We start from the raw sequence: 22538 nt of genomic DNA, 5'->3' as shown, positions 1-22538 counted from the left end.
TCCCCGCACACTCTCCAGAGACCATGGCACACCCACAGACTCTCAACGACAAAACCGGACGTACCGGCCCGGGAAATACCGGGAAGCTGCTGGTGGGACTCGAACCCACGACCTCGTCCTTACCAAGGACGCACTCTACCGACTGAGCCACAGCAGCGCAGAGCATGCAGCACTCAGCTGTCAGCAATCAGTGGACCTGCCACCGACAACTGACAGCTGAACGCTGACCACTCCCGAGAGCGGGTGAAGGGAATCGAACCCTCACCACCAGCTTGGAAGGCTGGAGCTCTACCATTGAGCTACACCCGCTGACAACAGATCTCAGCATTCAGCAACCAGCTTCAGGTCCCGCGTTCACACACTAGACCACACTGACCACCAATCACCTCGACCCGACAACTCCACACTCTCACACAAACTCTTCAAATTGGGGGCGGAAGGATTCGAACCTTCGAAGGCAGAGCCACCAGATTTACAGTCTGGCCCCATTGGCCGCTCGGGCACACCCCCCGACTCCGTCCCGGACAGCCTGAGCCAGCCGCAGACTCATCACCACCCGCACCCAAGGCCTGGAGTTTTCCTCCTTAACCTCAGCTGCAGCAGGTTTTTCACTCCTAAGAGCTAGCGGAGGGATTTGAACCCACAACCGCCGGTTTACAAAACCGGTGCTCTGCCGTTGAGCTACGCTAGCCAAGAACCGGAATGTAAGCCGGGCAGTATAGCGGAGGACGTTTGTCATGCAAGTTCAAACGCCTTCTCCCTCTCACGACACTCGCATTTCTTGATTCTGCCCCAGTTTTGCCGGGGAATCTCCTGCTGCGACCCGAGCAAACCCCCAAGCTCACCCCGCCTCCTCCCCCCACCTTCTCACAAATCCAGGGGAAATTTTACGCACTCGACCGCCTCGCGTCACCTCCCGCACGACACCCCTCACGTTGCCTGAAATCAACACCACTGCTGCACAGCCCCAACAACACCACAACCTTCAGCAAATTGGCAACTTACAGCTCGAAACAGAGGCTCCCAACGGAATGGCGTTGCGTTTTGTCACCCGCGTTTCACTGGACGTTTCCGAGGTGTTGCAGGCAGTTGACATTTTTTGAACACGACACAACTCGCTTCAAGAAAACACTTAACGGCGACACGTCCGCTCCCGTAAACACATTGTCCAACAGTCTTGGCATTCGCCCTGCTTTACAGACCTGACGTTCGGTTGAAATCCATGACTCTCACAACCGAGCGACAGTGACTCCAAAAATCTCTCAAAAAAGACTCTCACAGACTCAAAGGACACGAACATGGCTCTCCTGGCTCACCAGCTGCTGAATGACGAAGCAGGTTTTATCGTCTCCGCCGAACTTGTGCTGATTTCCACGATCGTCGTGATCGGAATGATCGTCGGACTCTCCGAAGTGGCCAACGGAGTGAATCAGGAGCTGGAAGACGTGGCCTCCGCCTTCGGAAGCCTGAACCAGAGCTATTGTTTCAGCGGATTCACTGGCCACAAAGGCTGGGACGCCGGCAGCTGTTTCAACGATCAGGCGGATTACTGCGACGGGCAGAACGACATCACCTGCGACCGGGGCGCGACTCCCGAATCCGGCGGCTACGGCCACGGCGGCAAATACTGAGACCCAGCAACTCTCTCTTCTCACAGAAAAACCTCGCACGACCGATTTGGTCCTGCGAGGTTTTTTGTTGTTCAAATCACTTCAAACACAACGGAGTTCACGCAGAAGCGAACTCGTTGAGATAAGGAAGTTTCTCCATCCGCTGCTGGATTGCGGGACGATTTTCGAGAAGTTGTCCCAGGAAATCCCACTGTCCGGTGACGAACGCATCACGGGCACTCGCCGGGATCGTGACCGGAAGCTTCTCATTACCGAAGCGAACTTCCAGAGCATTGAGATCAACGGTCACCGGGAGCTGAGGATCGGCAGCAATCGCAGCTGCCAGTTTCTCAAGGCCTTCCCGCGAAGCGCAAACGGGAGGAACCCCCAGGGCGACGCAGTTTCCGAAGAAAATCTCGGCGAAAGACTCGGCGACAACCGCCTGAATTCCCCATCGCATCAGCGATTGTGGTGCATGCTCGCGGCTCGACCCACAGCCGAAATTCCGCCCGGAGACCAGGATTTTGGCCTGCCGGTAACGCGCATCATTGAACGGATGCGAGGGATCCTGCTGGCGATCGTCTTCAAACGCGTGTTCGCCGATCCCTTCAAACGTCACGCATCGCAGAAAACGGGCGGGAATAATGCGATCGGTATCGATGTCGTCGAGTACCAACGGCAGTCCAGGTCCGGTCACTTGTTCAATTTTGTTCATGGATTTCCTGCAGCAAAAAGTTGGATCAACCGGCCATTCTAAGGGGCAGCCGGACGGTTGTCAGGACTGCGGGGACCAGATTTTTCCACCGCGACGCCTCAAACATTGAAGCATCTGGGCAAACTTTGACAACTGCAAGCTGTAGGACGGTCCTGTCACACGCGATGAATGCTGTTCAGAAACCGGCCAGAAGCCGCCCCAGGAAGGCACTCAGAGCGATTCAACCGCCGAAAAATGCCGATCCAATCATGCTGCCGGCTCACTTTGCACACTCGCGGTCACGCAATCCCGGATGCCGTCCGATCGCGACAAGCACTTCCCCGCCGGCAGGAAGCCCATCCTGTTGCCTTGCCGCGTCGAACGTCCTATGTCCAATCGCGCTGAACTTTGCCCGGAACTCCCTGCGTCCCCGAGCCGAATTGCTCTTTTTGCGGGTCTGGCGCTGATCACCGGCATCGTCGCTTCGCTCTGGATCGACCGCCCCACTGGCACCGTCTGTCCCGGCTATCTCACGGCACGAACGACTGTCATTCACGCCGCCGGCCCCTGCAGCGTCTCTCAGCTTTCCACACCGGAAGGATCTCCCGTCCGTATCGGCGATCCACTGGTTGTCCTTCAAAATGCCGAGCTGCAAACCCGGATTGTGGAGAAAGAACGCGAGATTCTTTCGCTCACCGCTCAACTGGCCAAAGTCGAAGCGGAAGCGGAACTCGAACTGAAATGGCGGCTGCGAACTCTTGAGGCGGAGATCTGCGAAATTCAGCTTCGCTCCGCAGGGTACATGAAGGAGAAATACGACTTCGACCTGCAGCGGACCATGCTCAGCGAGGCGTTAACCGAAAGACAACTGGTCCAGAACCAAAAGCCTGACACATCACTTCTGAACGTGGCCATGGAGCAGGAACTTCCGCCGCCGGGCCGACTCGCCACAGTGATGCAGCTGGAAGCTGTAGAAAATGCGGCCGAGGTCTCCGCTGCTCAGGTCGAAATCTGCGATCAACGCGAATCCAGCCTGACCGAGCTGAAGCAGGCACTCCCCACGCAGATCCGCACGATGATGGGGGCGGATGTCGCCCAGGGTCGACTGGAACACGCCCGGGCGGAACTTGAGCAGCTTCAGTCACAAAATCAGCAACTCACCATCGTCTCCCCTTCGATCGGACAGGTCGGGATCTACCGCGTTCAGCCGGGTGACCACCTCAAGGGAGGAGAACCCATTGTCGAACTCCTCGATGCCTCAAAACGCTCGCTGACGGTGCATGTCCCGTCCCAGTCGATTCACCAGTTTGCCGTGGGAAGCAAGGTTTCGCTCGTCTTTTCCGGCGGTGTGAATCGCTCCGGCGAGGTGACTCGGGTCGCCCCTCAGGCGGAACGATCCTCGGATGCGGCCGACACGACCGTGCAGGTGCAGGTCGATCCCCGCGGCGCTCTCTGGCCGGATGTTCCGGTGGGAGCTCTGGTGAAGGTACGGCCGGCGAAATAATCGCTTCGGCTGCGACCCACTGGGTGACCACGCTCTCTTTCGTCCGAAATTCTCTTCCGGGCGCTCGACTCGGAAAACCGGAATCGTCACACTTTCCGATTCCTCGGGACGAACCTGCATCCGCAGTTGTCTGTCCAAAAAAATCAGCGTGCTCAACGCAGCCTGCCCCGCCTGAATCAAGAACTGTCGGGCAGACTGCTTCATTTCATCTGCTTATGGTGGCCCGAACATGACCCAGCTCAACAAAGTTTCTTCCCGCATCACACAGCCCCGGGCGCAAGGGGCGTCCCAGGCCATGCTGTACGCCACCGGCATGAACGAAGCAGACATGAACAAGGGACAGGTGGGGATTGCCAGCTGCTGGTATGAAGGCAACTCCTGCAACATGCACCTGCTGGATCTCGCCGCCAAGGTGAAGGAAGGAGTGGTTGCCGCCGATCTCGTGGGGATGCGGTTCAATACCATCGGCGTGAGCGACGGCATCTCGATGGGAACCGACGGAATGAGCTACTCCCTGCAGTCGCGGGACCTCATCGCCGACTCCATCGAAACCGTCATGGGAGCCCAGTGGTACGACGGCCTGATCACTCTGCCGGGCTGCGACAAGAACATGCCCGGCTGCATCATGGCCATGGGACGCGTCAACCGGCCCGCCCTGATGGTCTATGGAGGAACAATCAAACCCGGCTGCGGTGCAAAAGGATCCAAGCTCGACATCGTTTCTGCCTTCCAGGCCTACGGCCAGTACCTCGCCGGCGGAATCACGGACGAAGAGCGGCAGGACATCATCCGCCACGCGTGTCCGGGCGCGGGAGCCTGCGGCGGGATGTACACCGCCAACACCATGTCCAGTGCCATCGAAGCAATGGGCATGTCTCTTCCCTACTCTTCCTCCACTCCGGCTGTCGATCCCAAGAAGTACCAGGAATGCTTCAATGCGGGACAGGCGATTCGCACTCTGCTCGAACGCGACATCAAGCCCCGCGACATCATCACCCGCGCCGCTCTCGAAAATGCCATGGTCATCACGATGGCCCTGGGCGGTTCGACCAACGCTGTCCTCCACCTCATTGCCATCGCCCGCAGCGTCGATGTGCCGCTGACCATCGACGACTTCCAGGCTGTCTCCGATCGGGTCCCGTTCCTGGCGGACCTGAAACCCTCCGGGCAGTTCGTGATGGAAGACCTGCACAACGTGGGAGGAACCCCCGCTGTGCTGAAGTTCCTGCTCGATGAAAAACTGATTGACGGCAACTGCATGACCGTCACCGGAAAAACTCTCGCTGAAAATCTGGAGCAGGTGCAGGGACTGACCCGCGGCCAAAGTGTGGTCCATGACCTGCAGCACCCGATCAAGAAGACCGGCCACCTGCGCATCATGCGGGGCAATGTGGCCCCAGCTGGCGCTGTCGCGAAGATCACAGGAAAAGAAGGCCTGAAATTCACCGGCCCCGCTCTGTGCTACAACCGCGAAGAAGACATGCTCAAGGGTCTCGAGAACAAAGAGATCAAAGGGGGCGAAGTGGTCGTCATCCGTTACGAAGGTCCCAAGGGGGGCCCGGGCATGCCGGAAATGCTCACGCCGACAAGCGCACTGATGGGGGCCGGGCTGGGAGACAAGGTCGCCCTGCTGACCGACGGCCGATTCTCCGGCGGGTCACACGGATTCATCATCGGCCACATCACCCCTGAAGCACAGGAAGGGGGCCCGATCGGCCTGCTGCAGAACGGCGATATCATCACCATCGACGCCGAAGCCAACGAAGTGAACGTGGACATCTCGGCGGAAGAACTTCAGAAGCGCAGAGCGGCCTGGACAGCTCCCGCCTACCCCGCAACGCGCGGCACGCTTTACAAGTACATCAAGAACGTCAAGAGCGCCAGCGAAGGCTGCGTGACAGACGAATAGTCCTGAGCAATCACGGTTGCCAGTTGAAGAATGAGGACGCGCCAGTGAGATGTGGCGCGTCCTTTTTTCATCCAGACAACTTTGTCCGAGGCCTCGCACCGCAGAAGCCTCAGAGCCTTCTCTAAATCTAGTGGCCCGAAGTGGTTTCACAACCGGGAGGGCCAGGCTCCTGCCGAGCCGCTATGGATTTGACGCGTGAACTTTGATGCGGCTCCGCAGGAGCGTCGCCTTCCCGAAGCCATTGACTGATCAGTTATGAAACCACTTCCCCTCAGTGGCGTACTTCCGCTGGCAGGAGAGTACTGCGAATTATTGTCAGGGCGATGGGACGTCAATGTCCAACGTGTTCGATTTCGACGAAATCTCCGCCTGAGTTTCATAAGCCTGAAACAGCCGCTGTGGAAAACTCAGTGTGCCTGCTTCCACTTTCTCCGCCTGACCGAACCCTTCGACGCGCACAATGAAGTGCCCCGCTTCAGGGCCCAACCCGTACGGAGTCTTGTAAACTCCATCCTGAATGGAGGCAATCGACTGTGGCCCCGAATTGCCTCGAGTAATGTCCGGCTCGAAAGTGACAGTACCGCTATGAACGGGCGCCCCCTGAAAGGTCACTCGCCCAGAGACCTCACTTCGTGACGCACCCGAGTCGCGACCACAACCGGCGGTAACAACCAGCAACGCAACCCCAAGAAAACCTGATTGATGCCTTAACATTAAAATGCTCCTCCTAACGGGAGCCCGTCATTCCGAACGCCAATGTTACGATAAACGTCAATCGACATATTCTGACTAAGAAACTGCACCGAACCATCTGCCATACCTGCATGACAACCGCCAACGTGGCGACTGCTCAATCCTCGCCCTGACGCTGAGAGAAAAACCCAATTGGTCCCCACGTTATCTCGAGTGGGGTCGTACCCAGACAGGTTAATGCCATCCGAAGCCGCGGTGAGCACATTAATGGTCCAGCAACAATTACTGGACGCACCATTATTACTGAGCGGAGCTGCCCAGCTCCGCGCCCACTGCTTATCCGACAGGACGGAATTCCCCACAACCATGTCCTTTGTTTCGCCTAACATGAACGTGTTCGTCGTCCCGTCAGTGATATCTCGCATACTGACGCTGGAATTCGCAAAGAAAATCCCGTTGTTAAATGCCGATGATCGACTGCAGCAAGCATTTGCGGCTGCTGAGTATCGACTCGATTCCGGTCCACCACCGCTCACTCCCAGATAATTGGAACTGGGTATAGCGGCTTGTCCGGCGGGGTCAGAAGGACACTTAAACTTCGATAGAGGAGTAAACTGAGCTGTAAAATTATCGGTGGCAGTATCGCCCCGCCCCGACCAAGACCCATCCATTTTAAACGTGTTATAACGGGGCGTTTCATCCAGAAAAGGAAGAATCAGCACTGACCACGGGGCCCTTAAACCACTTGCGCCAGGAAAATTCGGAGCGTCCACTGTCACTCCGTACCCTAAAGGAAATTTCCCGTGAGCATCGTGATAGTTATGCAGCGCAAGCCCCAGCTGCTTCAGGTTATTTTTACACTGACTACGACGGGCAGCTTCCCGGGCCTGCTGCACAGCCGGCAGCAACAGCGCGATCAACACAGCAATAATCGCAATCACCACGAGAAGTTCAATCAGTGTAAACCCGCGGCTTTTACAGAATCGATTTTGCATCGTCCCCTCCCATCAGTAAATCGGTAATATTCAAAGACATATCAATCAATTTCCAGAATTCGACGCCCGACCTGTAACAATTAAGACTCTCACCTCATCCAGATACTTCGGCGGACTCATATCAAAGTGAAACGAGACAGTCCTTCGATCCTTGGAGACCTGCACTTTGTCCTCATCCAGCCCCAGTTCCAGTCCGCGAGTCTCCTCTTGATCAAATTGCAACCCGGGTAAACCGAATAGAGAATCCGTGGCAGCCAACTCGGGAGGCGTCACAACAACGGCGGCAACTTCTGTCCAAAACGTCACCGCTCCGCGCGGTGCCCGGCTGATATCTTCAGGCGGGTCATAATGGATCAGATAGCTGCTCACGATCGATCCGGCTGAGAGACGACGGAGCCCATGGAGGTCGTTCAGCACCAGATCTTTCTGGAGAACGACGTTCTGTTTTTCAGGGATCACCAGAATGTGATTGGGAGTCAGCACCTGTCCGCTCGCGACAGTCTCGGGGGAAGTCGTTGATGTGCGGAGCATGCCGTCGATACTCCGGATATCTCCACGACTCCTGTCCTTCCGCAGAAATGCATTGGGTTCGAACGCCACCTCGCGAGCGGACTCGGTCGTTGCCGGAAACTGGGCTGCCCGATTGTCGGTCAGCTCGAGCATCTGGGTCGGAAGACCGGTCCGGTCCAGCAGGCTGGCTTTGACTCGTCCCTGCCGAACACTCACCCCTGTCCCTTCGCCGGGCCGATGCTCAACGAGGAATTCCGTCCCGTAATCAACGACGACCGCTTCGGGCGTCTTCACGGTGAACCCCTGACCCTGATCGAAAACCTTGGCCACAATCGCGCCATTGCTCAATGTGAGCTGGGCAGCATCATCAAGTCGAAATGTCGCCGGGCCAAGCACGTCGACCATCACATGGGGCAATTCCAGGCTGAGGATTCCCTCGGAGACAGTGATGGATTCGCCGCGACGTACGATCCGCCCCAGTTCGACGGGCGCGGATCCCGAACGCACATTCGCCGACAGACTGGAAATCATTCCCAGGGGGGCTGGACGGAACGCCCCGGCATGAAAAGCCCCCCAGGTGACGACCGCCACAACGGATGTTACGAGCGTTCCTGTAAACCAGTACCACCAGTTTCGCTCTTTCCGGTCCCGCAACTGCACAGCCCGGGCGAACTCCTGCAGCACGTCGATTGCAGATTCTTCCGGAGAACGATTTCTGGCCCGCTGAAAGATCACTCCGTGAAAGTTAATTCGCTCAACGTAGGTCTGCAGACACCCCAGATCCCCGAGAACCAGAGATTCCAGCCGCTGCATGCGGTGAGCGTCGGACTGCCCGTCAAACATGGCATCGGTCAACTGCCGCACTTCTTCGTTGCGGGAAGACGGAGACTCCATTACAGGTCCCCCTTCTTCAGCGATCGGTGAACGCACTCAGCCAGCCTGCGACGCAGCCGCTTCACTTTGCTGTAAACGGTTCCGATCGACATCCCGAGCCCCCGGGCATACTTCGCGAGAGTGTCCGAATTCAAATAACTCTCGAAAAGAAACTTCCGATCTGCGGTGGAAAGTTTGTCCATGCATTCCTGCAACAGATCGCGTTGAAGCTCCAGCAGTTCACTTCCGCCAGACTGGATCTGAGCGACCCGCTGCAATGCTTGATCACTCATCCCGTACCCGCGACGCCGCCGCTGTTTGCGAGCAAATGCCTTTGCCACGTTGAACGCCACCGTACAGGCCCATTTCCGAAAATTGGTTCCCTGTTCGAACTCGTCGTAGCGTTTCCACAAAACAACGCAGACTTCCTGAATGACATCGTCTGCATCATCGCCATTTCCAACGATCGCCAGACCAGAAGCGTAGATGTCGTTGTAAGCAGCAGCGAGCTGACGCAGGAACACCGTCTCACGGGAGGATTCCTCCTCATCCGAAAATAAGTCGTTACCAAGAAACAGATTCGACATCGACCACATACCGTTAAGGGCACGTGCGAGAGGGCCCGAATCTTCTCGCAACAACAAATAATGTCCTGCCGATGCCTTATGAGGGCAGCGAGTTTTGGACTTTCTGGATTTTTTTGAAAATCACCCACCTGATCACCGTGTCGCAGGAGCAGAAATGCCCGCCTACAAGGTTCAGAAATCGTCAGCATGAGTCATTGGAAACACTTGGTACGAGAATTGCCTTCACTCACGCATGTGCAGGCAGATTGTGACTCAACGATCGTCTATAGGGAGCTCCTCATGGCACGCCGACCAGCCAAGCAAGCAGGCAACAAGATCCCCGACTCACATCCCGAAAACACTGCCACAGCTGGACCTTGCGATGAGGTCCGACACACGGGTCCGGGAGCGCCGATCGAACATTATCACGGCGAACCGACTCGCGGAGAAAGAACCGGATCACCGGGCGACCTGGAGGAAGTCACACTCGACAAGAACGCGCCCTACAACAGAACGTATGGCCTCGAATCACACCCGCAGGACGATGAAAATGCACGGTGACGCGTCATCCGCCGCTCGATTCCCAATCAGACGGGGTGCAACGGTCCGTAAAAAATCCGACTGACGAGGGTTAGCTGCACACTTGAAGTGTGCAGCTAAAAGCGTTTTGAGAATCTCCGAATCTCAGCCGTAAAGTTCTTCCAACTTCTCACGCGGTCCCCAGTTCCCCGTGGTTCAACCCCAGGACATGGTGCGGCAACTGCTGCCCCTCTTTCCACCGAACCGCATCCGTCGAGTGCAGCATTCTGCCGGGCCAGACAGAACCGACGAAAACGCCACCGCCGTATGCAGCCGTGGTCGGAGCACGATCATTGGGAATTCGTTCCCAGGCAATCCCGTCGGTCGAGACGTACGTCGCCCCCTGGCCAATCCCGTAAAACCGTGTTCCGTCGAAGACCATGGAATTGATGTGCTCCCCTTCTTCTCCGGGAGTGATGTGCGTCCACTTCAACCCATCTTCGCTGCGCATGCGCAGACCGTGCAGCCCGCCACCAACAAAGACGCCGTTTCCATACGCAACGTCGATCACGGTCTCCTTCGCCTTGGCGTTCGGCGTTGCTTTCCAGGTCTTGAGATCGGTAGACACCAGCCGCATCCCGTAATCCCCCACAGCCACTGTCAGGCCGTTTCCATGAACCATGCGACGCACGAAAGCATCGTGTCGAATGGCATATTGCTCCTTCCACATCGGCTGCGGTTCATCCCAGTGAATTCCATCCGCTGAAGCGATCAAATGAGGGATCCCGCCATCCATGTGCCGGACTCCGAGCAGGCGATCCTCTGCGACTCCGATGCATTCCATGCGAGTCCCCGCCGGCTTCACTTCCAGCTTGGTGCGATCCCAGTCTACCCCATCCCGGGTCGACATACAGATGTGATCCGCCCAGTAGCGACCGACAGCAGCACATCGTCCCGCAAAGAAACAGGCCTGCCACAGCAGGACCCGGTCATAGCCCGTCGCCTGATGAGTCCACGTCACCCCGTCACGCGAAAAGGCCCGAAGATTATTCTCTCCGACAGCAACGAACACAGGTCCAGAGAGCGGTGAATCTTTTGGCATAGGGGTTAGGGGTTAGGGGTTAGGGGTTAGGGGTTAGGGGTTAGGGGTTAGGGGTTAGGGGTTAGGGGTTAGGGGTTAGGGGTTAGGGGTTAGGGGTTAGGGGTTAGGGGTTAGGGGTTAGGGGTTAGGGGTTAGGGGTTAGGGGTTAGCAAAACGCCGTAGCGTTTTGCTCGACTCTCGACTCTCGACTCTCGACTCTCGACTCTCGACTCTCGACTCTCGACTCTCGACTCTCGACTCTCGACTCTCGACTCTCGACTCTCAACTCTCAACTCTCAACTCTCAACTCTCAACTCTCAACTCTCAACTCTCAACCCAACCCCGGCAGGCGTCCGTCGTAGGCTGCGTGCTCCGAGACTCTGCTGTTCCCAAACTCGCCCCGGGTGTCGCCCAGGCGGTCCAGAATCTCCACATAAAGATTCGCCACCGGCGTCTCCGGCTGATAGGCCAGATGCTGCCCCGTTTTGAACTTCCCGCCAGCACGACCAGCCAGCAGCACCGGATAGTTCGATCGGCTGTGACCTCCATGGGCCATATAGGACGTATAAAGCAGGACGGTATTATCCAGCAGGCTGGTCCCTCCTTCGTCGATCGCTCTCATCTTCGCCACTGCATTCGCGAAGTTTCGCGTATACCAGGTGTGAATCTGCCGACATCCCTCGCGCGCCACAGGATCAGCATCTTCCACCCGCAGCGAGTTTCCATGATGTTCCAGAGTGTGAGCATGGGTCTCGTATCCAACCGTCACGACTCCCGGAAACAGTGCTTCATCACTCCCCAGGCCCAGGCTGCAGACTCGCGTGGTATCTGTCTGAAAGGCTAGGACCATCAAGTCGGCCATAATGGTCAGGTATTCTTCATGCACAGCAGGGTTTTGAGTGACCGCATGCACCATCCGCTGGGCCCCCTTGCGATCTTCTGGAAGACCTTCAGGAGCATGTGGACTCGAGGGCCCCGGATCCTTCAAGTCCAGCATCTCCACAGCAATTCGGTCCTGCATCCGACGCACACGTCGCTCGACGCTATAAACCGATTCCAGATACTCCTGAAGCTTGGCCTGATCGGCATAGCCGAGCTGACGCTGCAGACGTCTGGCATCTTCCAGAACCAGATCCACCACCTGTTCCTCGAAGCCTCTGGGCGATTTTGACGAAGCCGGGTCGGGCTGATGGCTCGCGCGTCTCTCCCAATTGGGTGCCACCAGCGATCGCCCTTTGAACATTCTTTCGAAGGCGATCAGCGGGTCGCGCTCGACAGAAACGGGCCGCCCGTTCCGATCGAAGAAATAAGCCATCTCACCGCCGGCATACCCCATCTGCAACGACGGAATCAGGCTCTGATCCGCCAGAAGATCGGCCGCCCGCTGGTCGACGGACTGGCTCACAACCGGTTTGCCGTCAACCTTGCCAACGATTTCCGCTCCGGTCAGATGCACGTAGGCACAATGGTAGTGACCATCGAGCGTCCCATCCGCTTTGCCGGAGTTTGCCAGATTGGAGAGGACGAGGATCTCACTTTTGTGCGGTTCCAGCGGCCTGAGAATCGAGGGGAGTTTTCCCAGCGCTCCGGTCTCTTTGGGGACCCACGACTCAGCGACCGTCCCTCCGGTGACGGTGTAAACGCCGAATCGAATCGGGGGTGCGACCGGAACCTTCATCGCCCCGCGCAAGATGGTCGGCGAGAGCGTTTCGAGGAACGGCAAAGCAGCCAGGACTCCTGCCCCCCTGAGGAATGAACGACGGCTCAACGGGGCCGATGAGAATGGGAGCATTAAGGTTCCTCTGCTTTGCGGTACTGGAACGGCAGGCTTTTCACCACTCCCAGAATGAGCGTGGAAAATCGGTAGTCGTTCGCCTGCAGATCAGTGGTGATCTGTTGAATGGTCGGTTCGTCGTAGTAGCTCACTTCTCGTCCCAGGGCGTAACTCAGTGTCTGAGCCACGAGATTCCGCACGAACTGCGGCTGCTTGTCCTGCAAAACTTTGCGGAGACCTTCGACCCCTTCGAAATCGCCCACCCCAGGAAGTGTGGCAGCGTTGTCAATCCGCGATTCCGGAGTCGAATCACGCCAGTTTCCGATGGCGTCGAAATTCTCCAGAGCGAATCCCATGGGGTCGACGCGACGGTGGCAGGCAACGCAGTTGGGATCGCTGGCGTGCTGGCCCAGTTTTTCGCGAAATGTCTTGGGTTCGGGCCGGTTCTTGTCCGCCGGAGCGAAGTTGCCTGCATTTGCTGGGGGAGGTGGAGGCGGCGTTCCCAGCAGAACTTCGAGAATCCACTTCCCGCGGGCTGTCGGTTTGGTGCGATCTGAATGGGACGTCATTGTCAGCACGCTCCCCATTCCGAGTACTCCGCCTCGGTGATCCTCAGGTCGCAAGTGAACTTTGACAAACTCTTTTCCCTTCACCGGACTCAAACGATAGTGCTTCGCAAGCTCCGCGTTGACGAAGGTGTAATCAGCGTTCAGAAAGTCCAGAATACTGCGATCTTCAGTTCTCATGTGCTCGCAAAAGCGATGTGTCTCCTGCCCCATCGCTTCGCGCAGAGAACGTGTGAACGTCGGAAAGTGATTCTGATTCGGGAGTGCTTTCCCGAGCGATGGAAGCTGCAACCATGTCTCAAGCAGCTCCGTTGTCAATGAGACTGCCCGGGGGTCCTGAAGGAGCCGTCTCGTCTGCTTTTCCAGAATGTCCGGCTGACTGAGCGTCCCGGCATCCGCGAGCGAAGTCAGTTCATCATCAGGCATCGTCCCCCACAGGAAGTAGGAGAGACGCGTTGCCAGTTCGTGCTCGCTGACACGAATCACCTCACCGGGATTCGTCGGACTTTGTTCGATTCGCAAGAGGAAATGAGGCGAGACCAGCACGGGCTTCATCGATCTCTGCAGCGAGCTCTCAAAGCTTTCTCCCGCATCCAGGGAAATATCGGCGAGCAGGGCAAACCGCTCCACCTCCGCTTCAGACACGGGACGACGAAACGCACGCTTCAGGAACGGGGCCAGCACGAGTCTGACTTCCGGCTTGCCGCGAGCCGAACCTTCACCACCCGCTGACATCAACTGCTCTCGGGCAGAAACGGCATCCTCATGAGTGAACAGGTATTCCAGTGTGATGTCCGCAGCGGAAAAGTATTTCTCCATCAGGTTGGAATCGAAAACCTGACCGCCCGCACGATTCGCAAAGACTCCGCCGGAGTTCTCATTGGGAAGCCCGACAGCTTCCGCTGCATTGAAACGAATCCGCAGCAGATCCTGAATGGTCTGCACATATTCAGTCCGCGTCAGCTGGCGGGTGAGTGGCGGTCCGGGATCCGGCTTTGTGCTGGTGTCGAATGTCTTCGCGTACCAATCCAGCAGCAGTTGTTTTTCTTCGCTGGTGAGCGGCGATTCGGTCTCGGGCGGCATTGTTCCGGCGCTGACCTGCTCAATGACTTTCTTCCAGACAGCATACTTGGCCTTCAATGTCGGAAGGCGATGAACACTCTCCAGATCAACGTTCCCATTGGACTCTGTTTGGCTGTGGCACTGAATGCAGTGCGACCTGAATATTGCATGAGTCTGCTCGTCCGCCATGGCAGGACAGACCAGCAACAAAAACAGGAAGACCGCTGCCAGCAGAGACAAGAATGTCTTTCTACGATGTCAAAACAGAGAGCGTGTGAGAAGAACCCCGCCGACGTTGGTCCTGGTACGGAGCATCGAGCACGACGGCCCCTCAACCGTCATTCAAGTCGAACGTGAACTCGTTCGGACCGGCAGCTGTCACTTCCGCAATGACCCCACTGTCCTGTCCCTGATATCGGCCCGGAACAAGATCGAACTTCGCCTTCGAATCCCCTTCGGCGAACCGCACCCTGTGAGTGCCGACGATGACACCGGTCTTCTGACGGTTGAACCTCATTCTGAATCTGCCATCCGAATCGGTCACCGTCCGGGAAGCCCCAATACTCCCGTCCACCGGAGAAAATTCGACAACTATTCCTTCCAGAGGTTTTCCATTCACCTGCACGACTCCGGTCACTTCGCTCATTGCTGGCCCGGTTGAACACCCTGCTGCCAGCAGGGCCAGCACAGCGAGACACTCCACACTGACGAATCCACACCGTGACCGCATCTTTTGACTCCAACTCAGCAAATTCATTAGAACTCTCCCAGCGGCTGTCCGTCCGCGATGCTGGCGATATTCTGAAGTGTTGCGAGGTTTGTGTTCTCACTTAAAAATCGGACCGATCCATCCCCGAACACACCATGACAGCCACCCTCGTGCATGCTGCTGGCAGTCCAATGGGCAGGCCGCAGGTCTGTAGCGGAATAGGGTGAATTGATGCCACGCTGCATTTTCATCCAGAATCCCTGCGTGTACGTTCCCCAGAATGGACCGCAGTTCTTACAACTGGCCTGGTCTATGACATGCTCGACAAGCATCAGATTATTGCTCGTGCCGTCGGTAATATCGCGAACACGTGCGGCACCGTTGTATCCAAACGCTGGACGCAACGGGTACCCCGCGGTCGGGTGAATGTTACTGGACGCTCCCCAACGGAGATTCGGATTATTCCCTTCATGCCAGTTGTTCGACGCAACCGTGTAGCTGGACCGGGCGTAATCGATATTGTACTGCCCGGATTCCCAGGCGGTGGCATTCACGTACTGCCACGTCCCCAATCGAGCCCCCTGATCAGAGGGGCAATCAAAGACCGCCAGCCTCTTCTTTTTAATCGCATTCATATTACTGGTTACCTGTGAAGTCACGGTCACATGATTCGCACTGTTATTCATATCATTGGCCAGACCCACCGCATAAGAAAAATTCAACTGACCATAAAGATTGGCCTGATCGAGAAACGGGAGCAGCATCAAATGAATTGTGATATTGCGAACATTCGGCTCAGCACAGGTATCGCACCCCGGATTCACCGCCGCTGGCGGAAAAATGCCGTGCACATCGTGGTAATTGTGCAGCGCCAGTCCAATCTGCTTTAAATTATTTTTACACTGCGATCGACGGGCAGCCTCTCGGGCCTGCTGAACTGCCGGGAGCAGCAGCGCGACCAGAACCGCGATAATCGCAATCACGACCAGCAACTCAATCAGGGTAAAGCCTCGTACGCGTGAAAGGCGACTGGGCATAATAATCCTCCTTTAAACTAAGCCTAAAAAATGCATCACTCCGCAGGTGCGCCGGGCGCCGGTCCTGAGATCACTAGAACACGAGCTTCATCCAGATGCTCGCCGGGATTCACCCCGCAATAGAACGAGACCGTGCGGCGATCCTTGGAAACATGAACTTCGTCTTCATCCAGTTCCAGCCCACGAAACCGTGCCGACTCGAATCGCACACCCGGGAGACCCAGAAGAGGGTCGGTGGCCTGCAGCCCGTCCGAACTGGCGATGACGGCGGCAACTTCGCCGAAAAACGTCACCCCTCCCCGGGGCGCTGTCGTCACCATCGTTGTCGGGTCATAATGAATCAGATAACTGCTGATCGTCGTTCCTGCGGGAATCCGTTTTCGACCTTCGATTCCCATCACTTCCAGATCCTCGCTGAGACGGACCTCCTGCAATTCCGGGATCACGAGCATGTGATTGGGAGTCTGAACCTGACCACTAAACAGAGCAACATAAGACCGCGTTGCGGTTCGCAGCGTGCCATCGATACTGCGGATCCCTGCCCGGCTGCGATCAATCGGCGCGAACGCCTGCAACTGGTACTCGACCTCGCGGGCGGATTGCGTCGACCCCTGGAACTGGGCCGACCGATTGTCCGTCAGCTCGATCACTTTCGTTGGCTTACCTCGCCAGTCGAGTAAGGAAGCCTGAGCACGTCCCTGACGGACGCTCACGTCGGTCCCCGAGCCGACTTCGTATTTGACCAGAAATTCGGTCCCCAGGTCGACCACCTGAACATCAGGAGTCGTGACCGTAAAACCTTCACCTCCAGGGAGTATCTTGGCCAGAACTGTCCCCTGATCCAGAAACATCTTTCCCGACTTTTCCAGTCGAACGCAAGCGGGTCCCAGCACATCGACGAGAACGTTGGACAGCTGCAGACTGACAATCCCGGCATCCACGCGGATCGCTTCGCCCCGGCGAACGACCTGCCCCAGATCCATCGACGAATTCTGCACGCGGAGACCTGCCGACAAGCTGGAGACCACCCCCATGGAAGCAGGTTGAAATGCATTCGTCAGATACAGCGTTGACCCGACGACGAGCATCAACGACGCCACCATGGCACTGTAGACCCAGAGCTGCGTGAGCCAGGCCCGCCGTTCCCGCAGCCGGATTGCCTGCGAGAACTCCTTCAGCACAGCCATGGCTGCCTGCTCAGGGGTGCGAACTTCCGAATTTCGAAGCAGTTCGCCATGAAAGGTCATCCGCTCGACATAGACCTGCAGACAGCCCAGGTCATTCACAATCAACGATTCGAGGCGATCCATCCGGTGACGGTCGATTCGTCCATCGTACATGGCGTCCGCGAGCGAGCGAACTTCATCCGCCGGGGTCGGAAAGACATCCATGATCAGTCCCCCTTTCCCAGGCTGCGGGCGACGCACTCGGAAAGCCTGCGGCGAAGTCGCTTCAACTTGGTGTAAATCGTCTCCACAGAGCGCCCCAGCTCCCGGGCATAGGCCGTCAGGGAAACGGAATTGCGGTAGCACGAGGAGAGAAATTCACGATCCTGATCCGGCAACTTCTCCATGCATTCGCGGAGGACTTCGCATTGCAGTTCGAACAGCTCGCTTCCCCCCGTCTTCATCTGAGCGACCTTCATCAAAGCGTAATCACTGAGCCCGAAGCCCCGATTTCGCCGACGCTTCCGGGCATACGCTTTGGCAACGTTGAACGTGACTGTGTAGGCCCACTTGCGGAAATTTGTGTCAGGGTCGAATTCGTCGTAACGCTGCCACAGAACGACGCAAACCTCCTGGATTACGTCATCCGCATCATCGCGATTCCCGACGATGGTCAAACCGGTCGCGTAGATCTCGTGGTAAGCGAGTGCCAGTTGACGCAGGAAGTCCGATTCTCGCGAGGAATCCACAGCACCCGCACAGAAGTCTTTATCTAGTATGAACTTGGACATTAAAATTCTGCCCGGAAACGAATCGGCACACACTCATGTGAAATTGATCCAGAAGATATAATGCCGGGATGATGCGTTTCCGGTTCAACTACTTTGGTGGATTTCCGAAAATCTTCAAAAAGCAGCGAGCACACTTTGGCCGCGGACGTGGTGATTGAACAAACCCAGGCTCCTTCGAGCCTTCGCGTCGTTTGAGGATTTCAGGAAGTGCAGCCACGTTTTCAGTTGAGAACTTGCATAGAAAATCTTTATTGTGATTGCGTCGCGAGCCGTCCCCTGCTTCCCACCAGGCAATCTCGCGGGAAACACCGGTTGAAATCCTTCACCCACAGCCGTTTGAGTCCTCCGCCTATTCAGGGGGAAACTGATCCCGTTCAATCTTTGACCCCGCTCGCGGGCCATCGTCTTCCAAAAGGTTCAAGCATGTTTTCTCGTTCGATGAAACTGGCTGCGGTCATCTGCTTCTGCAGTGCGTTGTTGTGGAGTTGGCTGGGGAACATGACTGGAACCGCCCACGCTCAGGAAGATGGAGCCGCCACAGCGACTGCCCCGCCTGCAGCCGCTGCCGAAGTTCCGCCCCCCGCCCCACCCCCGGCCGGTGCTGGCGGCGAAGACGCAGAAAGCCATCAACGCAGCTTTCTGAGCTGGATCATCGAGTCCTCCGGCTGGATTGGGGGGGTCATCCTGCTCCTGTCGATTTACTTCGTCGCCCTGGTTTTCCAACAGTTCATGGGACTCCGCCAGCAGAACATCGCCCCGCCCGCACTGCTGGAAGAGTGCGAAGCCCTGCTGAAAGCCCGCGATTTCCAGGGGATCTATCGAGTCGCTAAAGCCGACGAATCCATGCTCGGAAACCTGCTCACCACCGGCATGGCGGAACTGCAGTACGGATTGCCGGAAGCCCGGGAAGCCATGGACCGACAGGCGGAAGTGCATGTCGTCAAAATGGAAAAAGACATCAGCATGATGGCCGTGCTGGGGACCCTGGGGCCCATGATCGGTCTGCTCGGTACGCTCAAGGGGATGATCGGAAGCTTCAGCGTGATCGCATTGTCGGACACGCAGCTGAAGGCCAGTGAAGTGGCCGGAGGGATTTCGGAAGCGTTGCTGCTGACGTTCGAAGGGGTGGGTCTCTCCGTCCCCGCGATTTACTTCTTCGCGTTCTTCCGCAACCGCGTTTCAACCTACAGCACCGACGCCATGCACATGGCTGACGTGTTCATCCGGCGGCTGAATGCCATGTACCGAGGCAAGGGACAGGCGGAAGGTCAGGAAGCAGCTGAATAGTTGTCGTCCTGTGACTTCGTCCCTTTCCCCGATGGAAAAACCCCATGAGCGGCAGCGTCAGTACCGACAATCGCGCCGAGCCGAATTTGACTCCCATGCTGGACATGGTGTTCCAGCTGATCACCTTCTTCATGCTGGTGATCAATTTCAAATCGGCTTCGCTGGATCTCTCCCTGAAGTTACCCATCATCGGCTCGGCCCAGCCGCTGGACACTCAGGGAGTGGAAGACATTCTCGTTCTGAATATCGATTCGCAGGGACAGCTGCTGGTGTACGGCACGGTCACCCCGCTGGACAACTTCCTGAACAAGGAAGCCCGCAGTTCCCGCATGAAGCTCCCTGTCGCGGAACAGAAGGACCCAAACGTCGAGCTGCCGACCACTGTGGTCATTCGGGCCGATAAAGGGGTCTCATTCAAGGATATCAATCGCGTCTTCACGGAATGCCAGTCCCGCGGCTTCCGGAAGTTCTCGCTGAAGGCCTTCAACATGGAAGAGTCCGGAGCATGAGAAGACGACGCAAAAAAGGCCACGAAGAAGTCGAACTGAACCTGGCAGCCATGCTGGACATGGCGTTCCAGCTGCTGACGTTTTTCATTCTGACGTTCCGTCCTTCTCCGATTGAAGGTCAGATCGCTCTGAACCTGCCACCCCCGATTGCCGTCACCAACATGCAGGCTCGACCAGCCGCAGGCACGGGCGGCGGAGATGGCAGCGTCGTTCCCGGAACAGGAACTCTGGTGCTCACGCTGCACGCCAGCCCGGACGGGAAACTGAAGGATCTGGTTTTCGGGGCGCGGCCGCTCCTGAGAGGCCCCATTGACCAGGGGGGGCTTGCCTTATTGAACACGGAACTCGAAAATCTATTAGCGACACCTGCTGGAGCATTTGACGCCGTTCAGCTGCACGTGGATCCGTTACTCGATTACGAAACGTTTCTCGCCATCATGGTGACCTGCTCGAAGCAGAAAACTCCCGAGGGGACACCGCTGGAGAAACTCAGTTTCGTGGAATTGAAAACGAAATGACCGGACATCGTTATTCAAACCGCAGGGGCCGGACGTTCATCCCCCCTGCCAGAGAATCACGCCGACTCGTGACGATGATCTGCGTGCTGGTCCTGCTGGGCTTCATGATTGCCCACACCCGCCGCCCGGAAACATGGTCCTGGCTCGAGAATCACGCCCACGGGGCCACCAAGGAAGAAATTCCCCCCGCCAGCGCCGCACCCGAAGCGGCTCAAGTCCAGGAGACGCTGGTCCCCAACCCGACCGATCAGGACCCGGAAGAACTGGCTGCCGTCACGGAACTGTTCCGCAACGTGCGGGACAAAATTCCGATGGAAATTGAAGAGATGCCGGTGTACTGGCGACTCTTCAAGTGGGCCCGGGCTCAACCGATGTCCGAGATGGAAGCCCGCGCCAAGAAAGCTCCCTTCTTCACCGAATTCTGGGAGCGGGCAGACAAGTCTCGCGGCAAACTCTTCACGCTGCGGCTGCACATTCGCCGTGTCCTCTCTCACGAGGCCCCGGAGAACTCTGCGGGGGTCAAGCGTGTGTACGAGCTGTGGGGAGTCACTGATGAATCCCGCGGGCATCCGTACGTGGTGATCACCAGCGACCTTCCCCCTTCGATTCCAGAAGGAGCGGACGTCGGTGCGGAAGCGGTCTTCACCGGCTACTTCATGAAGGTGCTGGGATACGAAGCATCCGACGCCAAACGGGGCGCCCCGCTGCTGGTGGGAAAGATCCGGGCACTCCCGCCGGCTCCTTCGCTGTTAAAGGATCCCAAGCAGTCCCGCTCCGAGTTCTGGCAGGGACTGATCGTGGGAGCCATCGTGCTGGTGCTGCTGGTCGGCGCCCGCCTGCTCTACAAACCTCGCAAGTCCGCGTCCCGCGAACGCCTGTCTGCAGCCATCGACGACGATGCTGAGGCGTGGTTCGCAAAGGGAGGCGAAGAACCGAAGAAGCCCTCCCCCTGACCCCAGCTCCGTCAGGGACCTGCCATCCCATCGGGTGAGCCGACAGCTTGTCGCTTCGCCTCAATCCTCAATCCTCAATCCTCAATCCTCAACCCTCAACCCTCAACCCTCAATCCTCAACCCTTCTCCAGAACCCAGCGGACCGCGTGCCGGTTCAGTTCAGCTGCATTCTTCAGCGAGAGTTTCGCCTTGATGTTCTCGCGATAACTTTCAATGGTTTTGTAGCTCAGCTGGAGCCGTTCGGAGATCTGCCGGGTGGTGAGGCCATGCCCGATCAGCCCGAAGACTTCGAGTTCGCGATCGGTCAGAGTTTCGATCGGGGCCCGCTGATCTCCCCCACCGCCGACAATCCGGTTCAACAGGCGTTCAGCGAGCTGCGGACTGACGTACGTTTTGCCGTCCAGAACCGCCCGGATGGCATCCAGCAGCGACGTGCAGGCCGCTTCTTTATTCAGATATCCTCCCGCCCCCGCCCGCAGGCACCGTTCTGCAAACAGAGATTCATCATGCATGGAACAGACCAGCATTTTGACGCCGGTCGCTGCGGAGGAAAGTTGTTTGATCAACTCCAGGCCGTTGCCTGATTTGAGCGAAATGTCGACGATCACCAGATGGGGGCGCAGCTGATCGACGAACTGGAGTGCCTCATCCATTTCGCCGCTCTCGCCGACAACCTGCAGCTCGTTCTCCCCTTGAATGAGAGCGGTCATTCCTTTGCGGACCAGGGGATGATCATCGACAATCAGAATCTTCCACGGATGCCCTACTGGGTCCATGACAAACCTTTCCATACCAATAGCGATCGACAACGCCCACGGTGGCATTGAACTGGCCCGGGTTGCACTTCGGCATGGTTCCCTTGGGAAAACGATGAGGTCATCAGAAGGGGCTTTCCGGTTCGAGTTCCCCACCGCCCTTGTTCGGCAAGCTGCCAGGCAGCCGAACCCGACATCCAGGCAGGCATGAGGAATACGTGCCCTTGGGGTCCTCAAAATCAGATTCAAAGGACTCCCGCAGAACCCGCGTTCCTACAGGGGTGGACGATATTCTGGGGGACTGTGTAAATCCGTCTAGACTGGTCCTGAAAAAAATAGAGGTTTTTTTCTGGATATTCGATTTTTCTGGCAGAAAAGAAGAATCTGCTTCAAAACGCCGCATTCTCACTGCCCTCCTCCGGCGCCGGCCCCCAACCCCTTCTGGATGGGTGTCCTC

At 57.2% G+C, this 22538-nt stretch carries 22 protein-coding genes and 4 tRNA genes; 9 read left to right on the top strand and 17 right to left on the bottom strand.

Features of this window, described 5'->3' with window-relative positions:
- Nucleotides 1-84 precede the first annotated feature (84 nt).
- From SH661x_RS05890 to SH661x_RS05875, 4 genes are all read right to left on the bottom strand, one after another.
- Nucleotides 85-157, bottom strand: a tRNA-Thr gene (locus SH661x_RS05890).
- A gap of 81 nt (nucleotides 158-238) precedes the next feature.
- Nucleotides 239-309 (bottom strand) — tRNA-Gly (locus SH661x_RS05885).
- Nucleotides 310-428: 119 nt separating this feature from the next.
- Nucleotides 429-510, bottom strand: a tRNA-Tyr gene (locus SH661x_RS05880).
- Between the two features lie 109 nt (nucleotides 511-619).
- Nucleotides 620-691: transfer RNA gene (locus SH661x_RS05875), tRNA-Thr, on the bottom strand.
- A 244-nt stretch (nucleotides 692-935) separates the two neighbouring features.
- Between SH661x_RS05875 and SH661x_RS05870 the strand changes: the two genes are divergently transcribed.
- Both SH661x_RS05870 and SH661x_RS05865 read left to right on the top strand, forming a co-directional pair.
- Nucleotides 936-1103 carry a hypothetical protein gene (locus tag SH661x_RS05870; protein WP_437228956.1) on the top strand — a complete coding sequence of 56 codons (168 nt, stop codon included), beginning with the start codon at nucleotides 936-938 and terminating at the stop codon, nucleotides 1101-1103.
- A gap of 195 nt (nucleotides 1104-1298) precedes the next feature.
- A complete protein-coding gene (locus SH661x_RS05865; protein WP_437228954.1) occupies nucleotides 1299-1631 on the top strand; it encodes a branched-chain amino acid aminotransferase in 333 nt (110 codons plus the stop codon).
- A 97-nt stretch (nucleotides 1632-1728) separates the two neighbouring features.
- Here the strand turns inward: SH661x_RS05865 and leuD are convergent, their stop codons facing one another.
- Nucleotides 1729-2325: a 3-isopropylmalate dehydratase small subunit gene (leuD, locus tag SH661x_RS05860; RefSeq protein WP_437228952.1), complete on the bottom strand. Its 597-nt coding sequence runs from the start codon at nucleotides 2323-2325 to the stop codon at nucleotides 1729-1731.
- Between the two features lie 367 nt (nucleotides 2326-2692).
- On the opposite strand from leuD, the gene SH661x_RS05855 reads away from it, so the two are divergent.
- Both SH661x_RS05855 and ilvD read left to right on the top strand, forming a co-directional pair.
- Nucleotides 2693-3808, top strand: coding sequence for an HlyD family secretion protein (locus SH661x_RS05855; RefSeq protein ID WP_437228950.1), 1116 nt, complete (start codon nucleotides 2693-2695; stop codon nucleotides 3806-3808).
- A 229-nt stretch (nucleotides 3809-4037) separates the two neighbouring features.
- Nucleotides 4038-5717: a dihydroxy-acid dehydratase gene (gene ilvD, locus SH661x_RS05850; RefSeq protein WP_437228948.1), complete on the top strand. Its 1680-nt coding sequence runs from the start codon at nucleotides 4038-4040 to the stop codon at nucleotides 5715-5717.
- Between the two features lie 315 nt (nucleotides 5718-6032).
- On the opposite strand, the gene SH661x_RS05845 is transcribed toward ilvD, so the two are convergent.
- Genes SH661x_RS05845 through SH661x_RS05830 form a run of 4 tightly spaced genes read right to left on the bottom strand, consistent with a single transcriptional unit; the run spans nucleotide 6033 to nucleotide 9375 of the window.
- Nucleotides 6033-6431, bottom strand: coding sequence for a hypothetical protein (locus SH661x_RS05845; RefSeq protein ID WP_437228946.1), 399 nt, complete (start codon nucleotides 6429-6431; stop codon nucleotides 6033-6035).
- Entirely contained in the window at nucleotides 6431-7405 is a 975-nt protein-coding gene (locus tag SH661x_RS05840; protein ID WP_437228944.1) for a DUF1559 family PulG-like putative transporter, read from the bottom strand. The genes SH661x_RS05845 and SH661x_RS05840 overlap by 1 nt, the downstream gene beginning before the upstream one ends.
- Before the next feature lie 45 nt (nucleotides 7406-7450).
- A complete protein-coding gene (locus SH661x_RS05835; RefSeq protein ID WP_437228942.1) occupies nucleotides 7451-8845 on the bottom strand; it encodes a FecR domain-containing protein in 1395 nt (464 codons plus the stop codon).
- The gene (locus SH661x_RS05830) at nucleotides 8809-9375 is read right to left on the bottom strand and encodes a sigma-70 family RNA polymerase sigma factor (RefSeq protein WP_437228940.1); all 567 of its coding nucleotides are present in this window, start codon (nucleotides 9373-9375) and stop codon (nucleotides 8809-8811) included. Before SH661x_RS05830 ends, SH661x_RS05835 begins: the two co-directional genes overlap by 37 nt.
- Nucleotides 9376-9654: 279 nt before the next feature.
- Here SH661x_RS05830 and SH661x_RS05825 point away from each other — a divergent pair, with 279 nt between their 5' ends.
- Nucleotides 9655-9915: a hypothetical protein gene (locus SH661x_RS05825; protein WP_437228938.1), complete on the top strand. Its 261-nt coding sequence runs from the start codon at nucleotides 9655-9657 to the stop codon at nucleotides 9913-9915.
- Nucleotides 9916-10063: 148 nt separating this feature from the next.
- Here SH661x_RS05825 and SH661x_RS05820 read toward each other — a convergent pair whose 3' ends face one another.
- From SH661x_RS05820 to SH661x_RS05790, 7 genes are all read right to left on the bottom strand, one after another.
- Nucleotides 10064-10894 (bottom strand): WD40/YVTN/BNR-like repeat-containing protein, encoded by an 831-nt coding sequence (locus SH661x_RS05820; RefSeq protein WP_437228936.1) that lies wholly within the window; start codon nucleotides 10892-10894, stop codon nucleotides 10064-10066.
- 391 nt (nucleotides 10895-11285) lie between these two features.
- Complete coding sequence (locus SH661x_RS05815) at nucleotides 11286-12746, bottom strand: DUF1552 domain-containing protein (protein WP_437228934.1); 1461 nt, start codon at nucleotides 12744-12746, stop codon at nucleotides 11286-11288.
- Nucleotides 12746-14596 (bottom strand): DUF1592 domain-containing protein, encoded by a 1851-nt coding sequence (locus SH661x_RS05810; RefSeq protein ID WP_437228932.1) that lies wholly within the window; start codon nucleotides 14594-14596, stop codon nucleotides 12746-12748. Before SH661x_RS05810 ends, SH661x_RS05815 begins: the two co-directional genes overlap by 1 nt.
- Nucleotides 14597-14687: 91 nt before the next feature.
- The gene (locus SH661x_RS05805) at nucleotides 14688-15086 is read right to left on the bottom strand and encodes a carboxypeptidase regulatory-like domain-containing protein (protein ID WP_437228930.1); all 399 of its coding nucleotides are present in this window, start codon (nucleotides 15084-15086) and stop codon (nucleotides 14688-14690) included.
- 26 nt (nucleotides 15087-15112) lie between these two features.
- Nucleotides 15113-16102, bottom strand: a complete 990-nt coding sequence (locus tag SH661x_RS05800; protein WP_437228928.1) for a DUF1559 family PulG-like putative transporter — start codon at nucleotides 16100-16102, stop codon at nucleotides 15113-15115.
- Between the two features lie 35 nt (nucleotides 16103-16137).
- Entirely contained in the window at nucleotides 16138-17493 is a 1356-nt protein-coding gene (locus SH661x_RS05795; RefSeq protein ID WP_437228926.1) for a FecR domain-containing protein, read from the bottom strand.
- 2 nt (nucleotides 17494-17495) lie between these two features.
- The gene (locus SH661x_RS05790; protein WP_437228924.1) at nucleotides 17496-18059 is read right to left on the bottom strand and encodes a sigma-70 family RNA polymerase sigma factor; all 564 of its coding nucleotides are present in this window, start codon (nucleotides 18057-18059) and stop codon (nucleotides 17496-17498) included.
- 423 nt (nucleotides 18060-18482) lie between these two features.
- Between SH661x_RS05790 and SH661x_RS05785 the strand changes: the two genes are divergently transcribed.
- The 4 genes from SH661x_RS05785 to SH661x_RS05770 are packed head-to-tail and all read left to right on the top strand — an operon-like array spanning nucleotide 18483 to nucleotide 21326.
- A complete protein-coding gene (locus tag SH661x_RS05785; RefSeq protein ID WP_437228922.1) occupies nucleotides 18483-19346 on the top strand; it encodes a MotA/TolQ/ExbB proton channel family protein in 864 nt (287 codons plus the stop codon).
- Nucleotides 19347-19390: 44 nt separating this feature from the next.
- Nucleotides 19391-19855, top strand: coding sequence for an ExbD/TolR family protein (locus tag SH661x_RS05780; RefSeq protein WP_437228920.1), 465 nt, complete (start codon nucleotides 19391-19393; stop codon nucleotides 19853-19855).
- Entirely contained in the window at nucleotides 19852-20373 is a 522-nt protein-coding gene (locus tag SH661x_RS05775; RefSeq protein ID WP_437228918.1) for an ExbD/TolR family protein, read from the top strand. Before SH661x_RS05780 ends, SH661x_RS05775 begins: the two co-directional genes overlap by 4 nt.
- The gene (locus SH661x_RS05770; RefSeq protein WP_437228916.1) at nucleotides 20370-21326 is read left to right on the top strand and encodes a hypothetical protein; all 957 of its coding nucleotides are present in this window, start codon (nucleotides 20370-20372) and stop codon (nucleotides 21324-21326) included. Before SH661x_RS05775 ends, SH661x_RS05770 begins: the two co-directional genes overlap by 4 nt.
- 116 nt (nucleotides 21327-21442) lie before the next feature.
- On the opposite strand, the gene SH661x_RS05765 is transcribed toward SH661x_RS05770, so the two are convergent.
- Nucleotides 21443-22102: a response regulator gene (locus tag SH661x_RS05765; RefSeq protein ID WP_437228914.1), complete on the bottom strand. Its 660-nt coding sequence runs from the start codon at nucleotides 22100-22102 to the stop codon at nucleotides 21443-21445.
- Between the last annotated feature and the right edge of the window lie 436 nt (nucleotides 22103-22538).

The sequence above is a fragment of the Planctomicrobium stercoris genome (genome assembly GCF_051465655.1).
Lineage (GTDB): Bacteria > Planctomycetota > Planctomycetia > Planctomycetales > Planctomycetaceae > Planctomicrobium.
Note: the sequence above shows the minus strand (reverse complement) of the source record. Positions and strands in the feature narration are given on the sequence as shown.

Bases quoted from the DNA above. Each gene is read 5' to 3' on its own strand.
- SH661x_RS05865 (WP_437228954.1), top strand. From the start codon at position 1,299: ATGGCTCTCCTGGCTCACCAGCTGCTGAATGACGAAGCAGGTTTTATC.
- leuD (WP_437228952.1), bottom strand. From the start codon at position 2,325: ATGAACAAAATTGAACAAGTGACCGGACCTGGACTGCCGTTGGTACTC.
- SH661x_RS05855 (WP_437228950.1), top strand. From the start codon at position 2,693: ATGTCCAATCGCGCTGAACTTTGCCCGGAACTCCCTGCGTCCCCGAGC.
- ilvD (WP_437228948.1), top strand. From the start codon at position 4,038: ATGACCCAGCTCAACAAAGTTTCTTCCCGCATCACACAGCCCCGGGCG.
- SH661x_RS05845 (WP_437228946.1), bottom strand. From the start codon at position 6,431: ATGTTAAGGCATCAATCAGGTTTTCTTGGGGTTGCGTTGCTGGTTGTT.
- SH661x_RS05840 (WP_437228944.1), bottom strand. From the start codon at position 7,405: ATGCAAAATCGATTCTGTAAAAGCCGCGGGTTTACACTGATTGAACTT.
- SH661x_RS05830 (WP_437228940.1), bottom strand. From the start codon at position 9,375: ATGTCGAATCTGTTTCTTGGTAACGACTTATTTTCGGATGAGGAGGAA.
- SH661x_RS05825 (WP_437228938.1), top strand. From the start codon at position 9,655: ATGGCACGCCGACCAGCCAAGCAAGCAGGCAACAAGATCCCCGACTCA.
- SH661x_RS05815 (WP_437228934.1), bottom strand. From the start codon at position 12,746: ATGCTCCCATTCTCATCGGCCCCGTTGAGCCGTCGTTCATTCCTCAGG.
- SH661x_RS05805 (WP_437228930.1), bottom strand. From the start codon at position 15,086: ATGCGGTCACGGTGTGGATTCGTCAGTGTGGAGTGTCTCGCTGTGCTG.
- SH661x_RS05800 (WP_437228928.1), bottom strand. From the start codon at position 16,102: ATGCCCAGTCGCCTTTCACGCGTACGAGGCTTTACCCTGATTGAGTTG.
- SH661x_RS05795 (WP_437228926.1), bottom strand. From the start codon at position 17,493: ATGGATGTCTTTCCGACCCCGGCGGATGAAGTTCGCTCGCTCGCGGAC.
- SH661x_RS05790 (WP_437228924.1), bottom strand. From the start codon at position 18,059: ATGTCCAAGTTCATACTAGATAAAGACTTCTGTGCGGGTGCTGTGGAT.
- SH661x_RS05785 (WP_437228922.1), top strand. From the start codon at position 18,483: ATGTTTTCTCGTTCGATGAAACTGGCTGCGGTCATCTGCTTCTGCAGT.
- SH661x_RS05780 (WP_437228920.1), top strand. From the start codon at position 19,391: ATGAGCGGCAGCGTCAGTACCGACAATCGCGCCGAGCCGAATTTGACT.
- SH661x_RS05775 (WP_437228918.1), top strand. From the start codon at position 19,852: ATGAGAAGACGACGCAAAAAAGGCCACGAAGAAGTCGAACTGAACCTG.
- SH661x_RS05770 (WP_437228916.1), top strand. From the start codon at position 20,370: ATGACCGGACATCGTTATTCAAACCGCAGGGGCCGGACGTTCATCCCC.
- SH661x_RS05765 (WP_437228914.1), bottom strand. From the start codon at position 22,102: ATGGACCCAGTAGGGCATCCGTGGAAGATTCTGATTGTCGATGATCAT.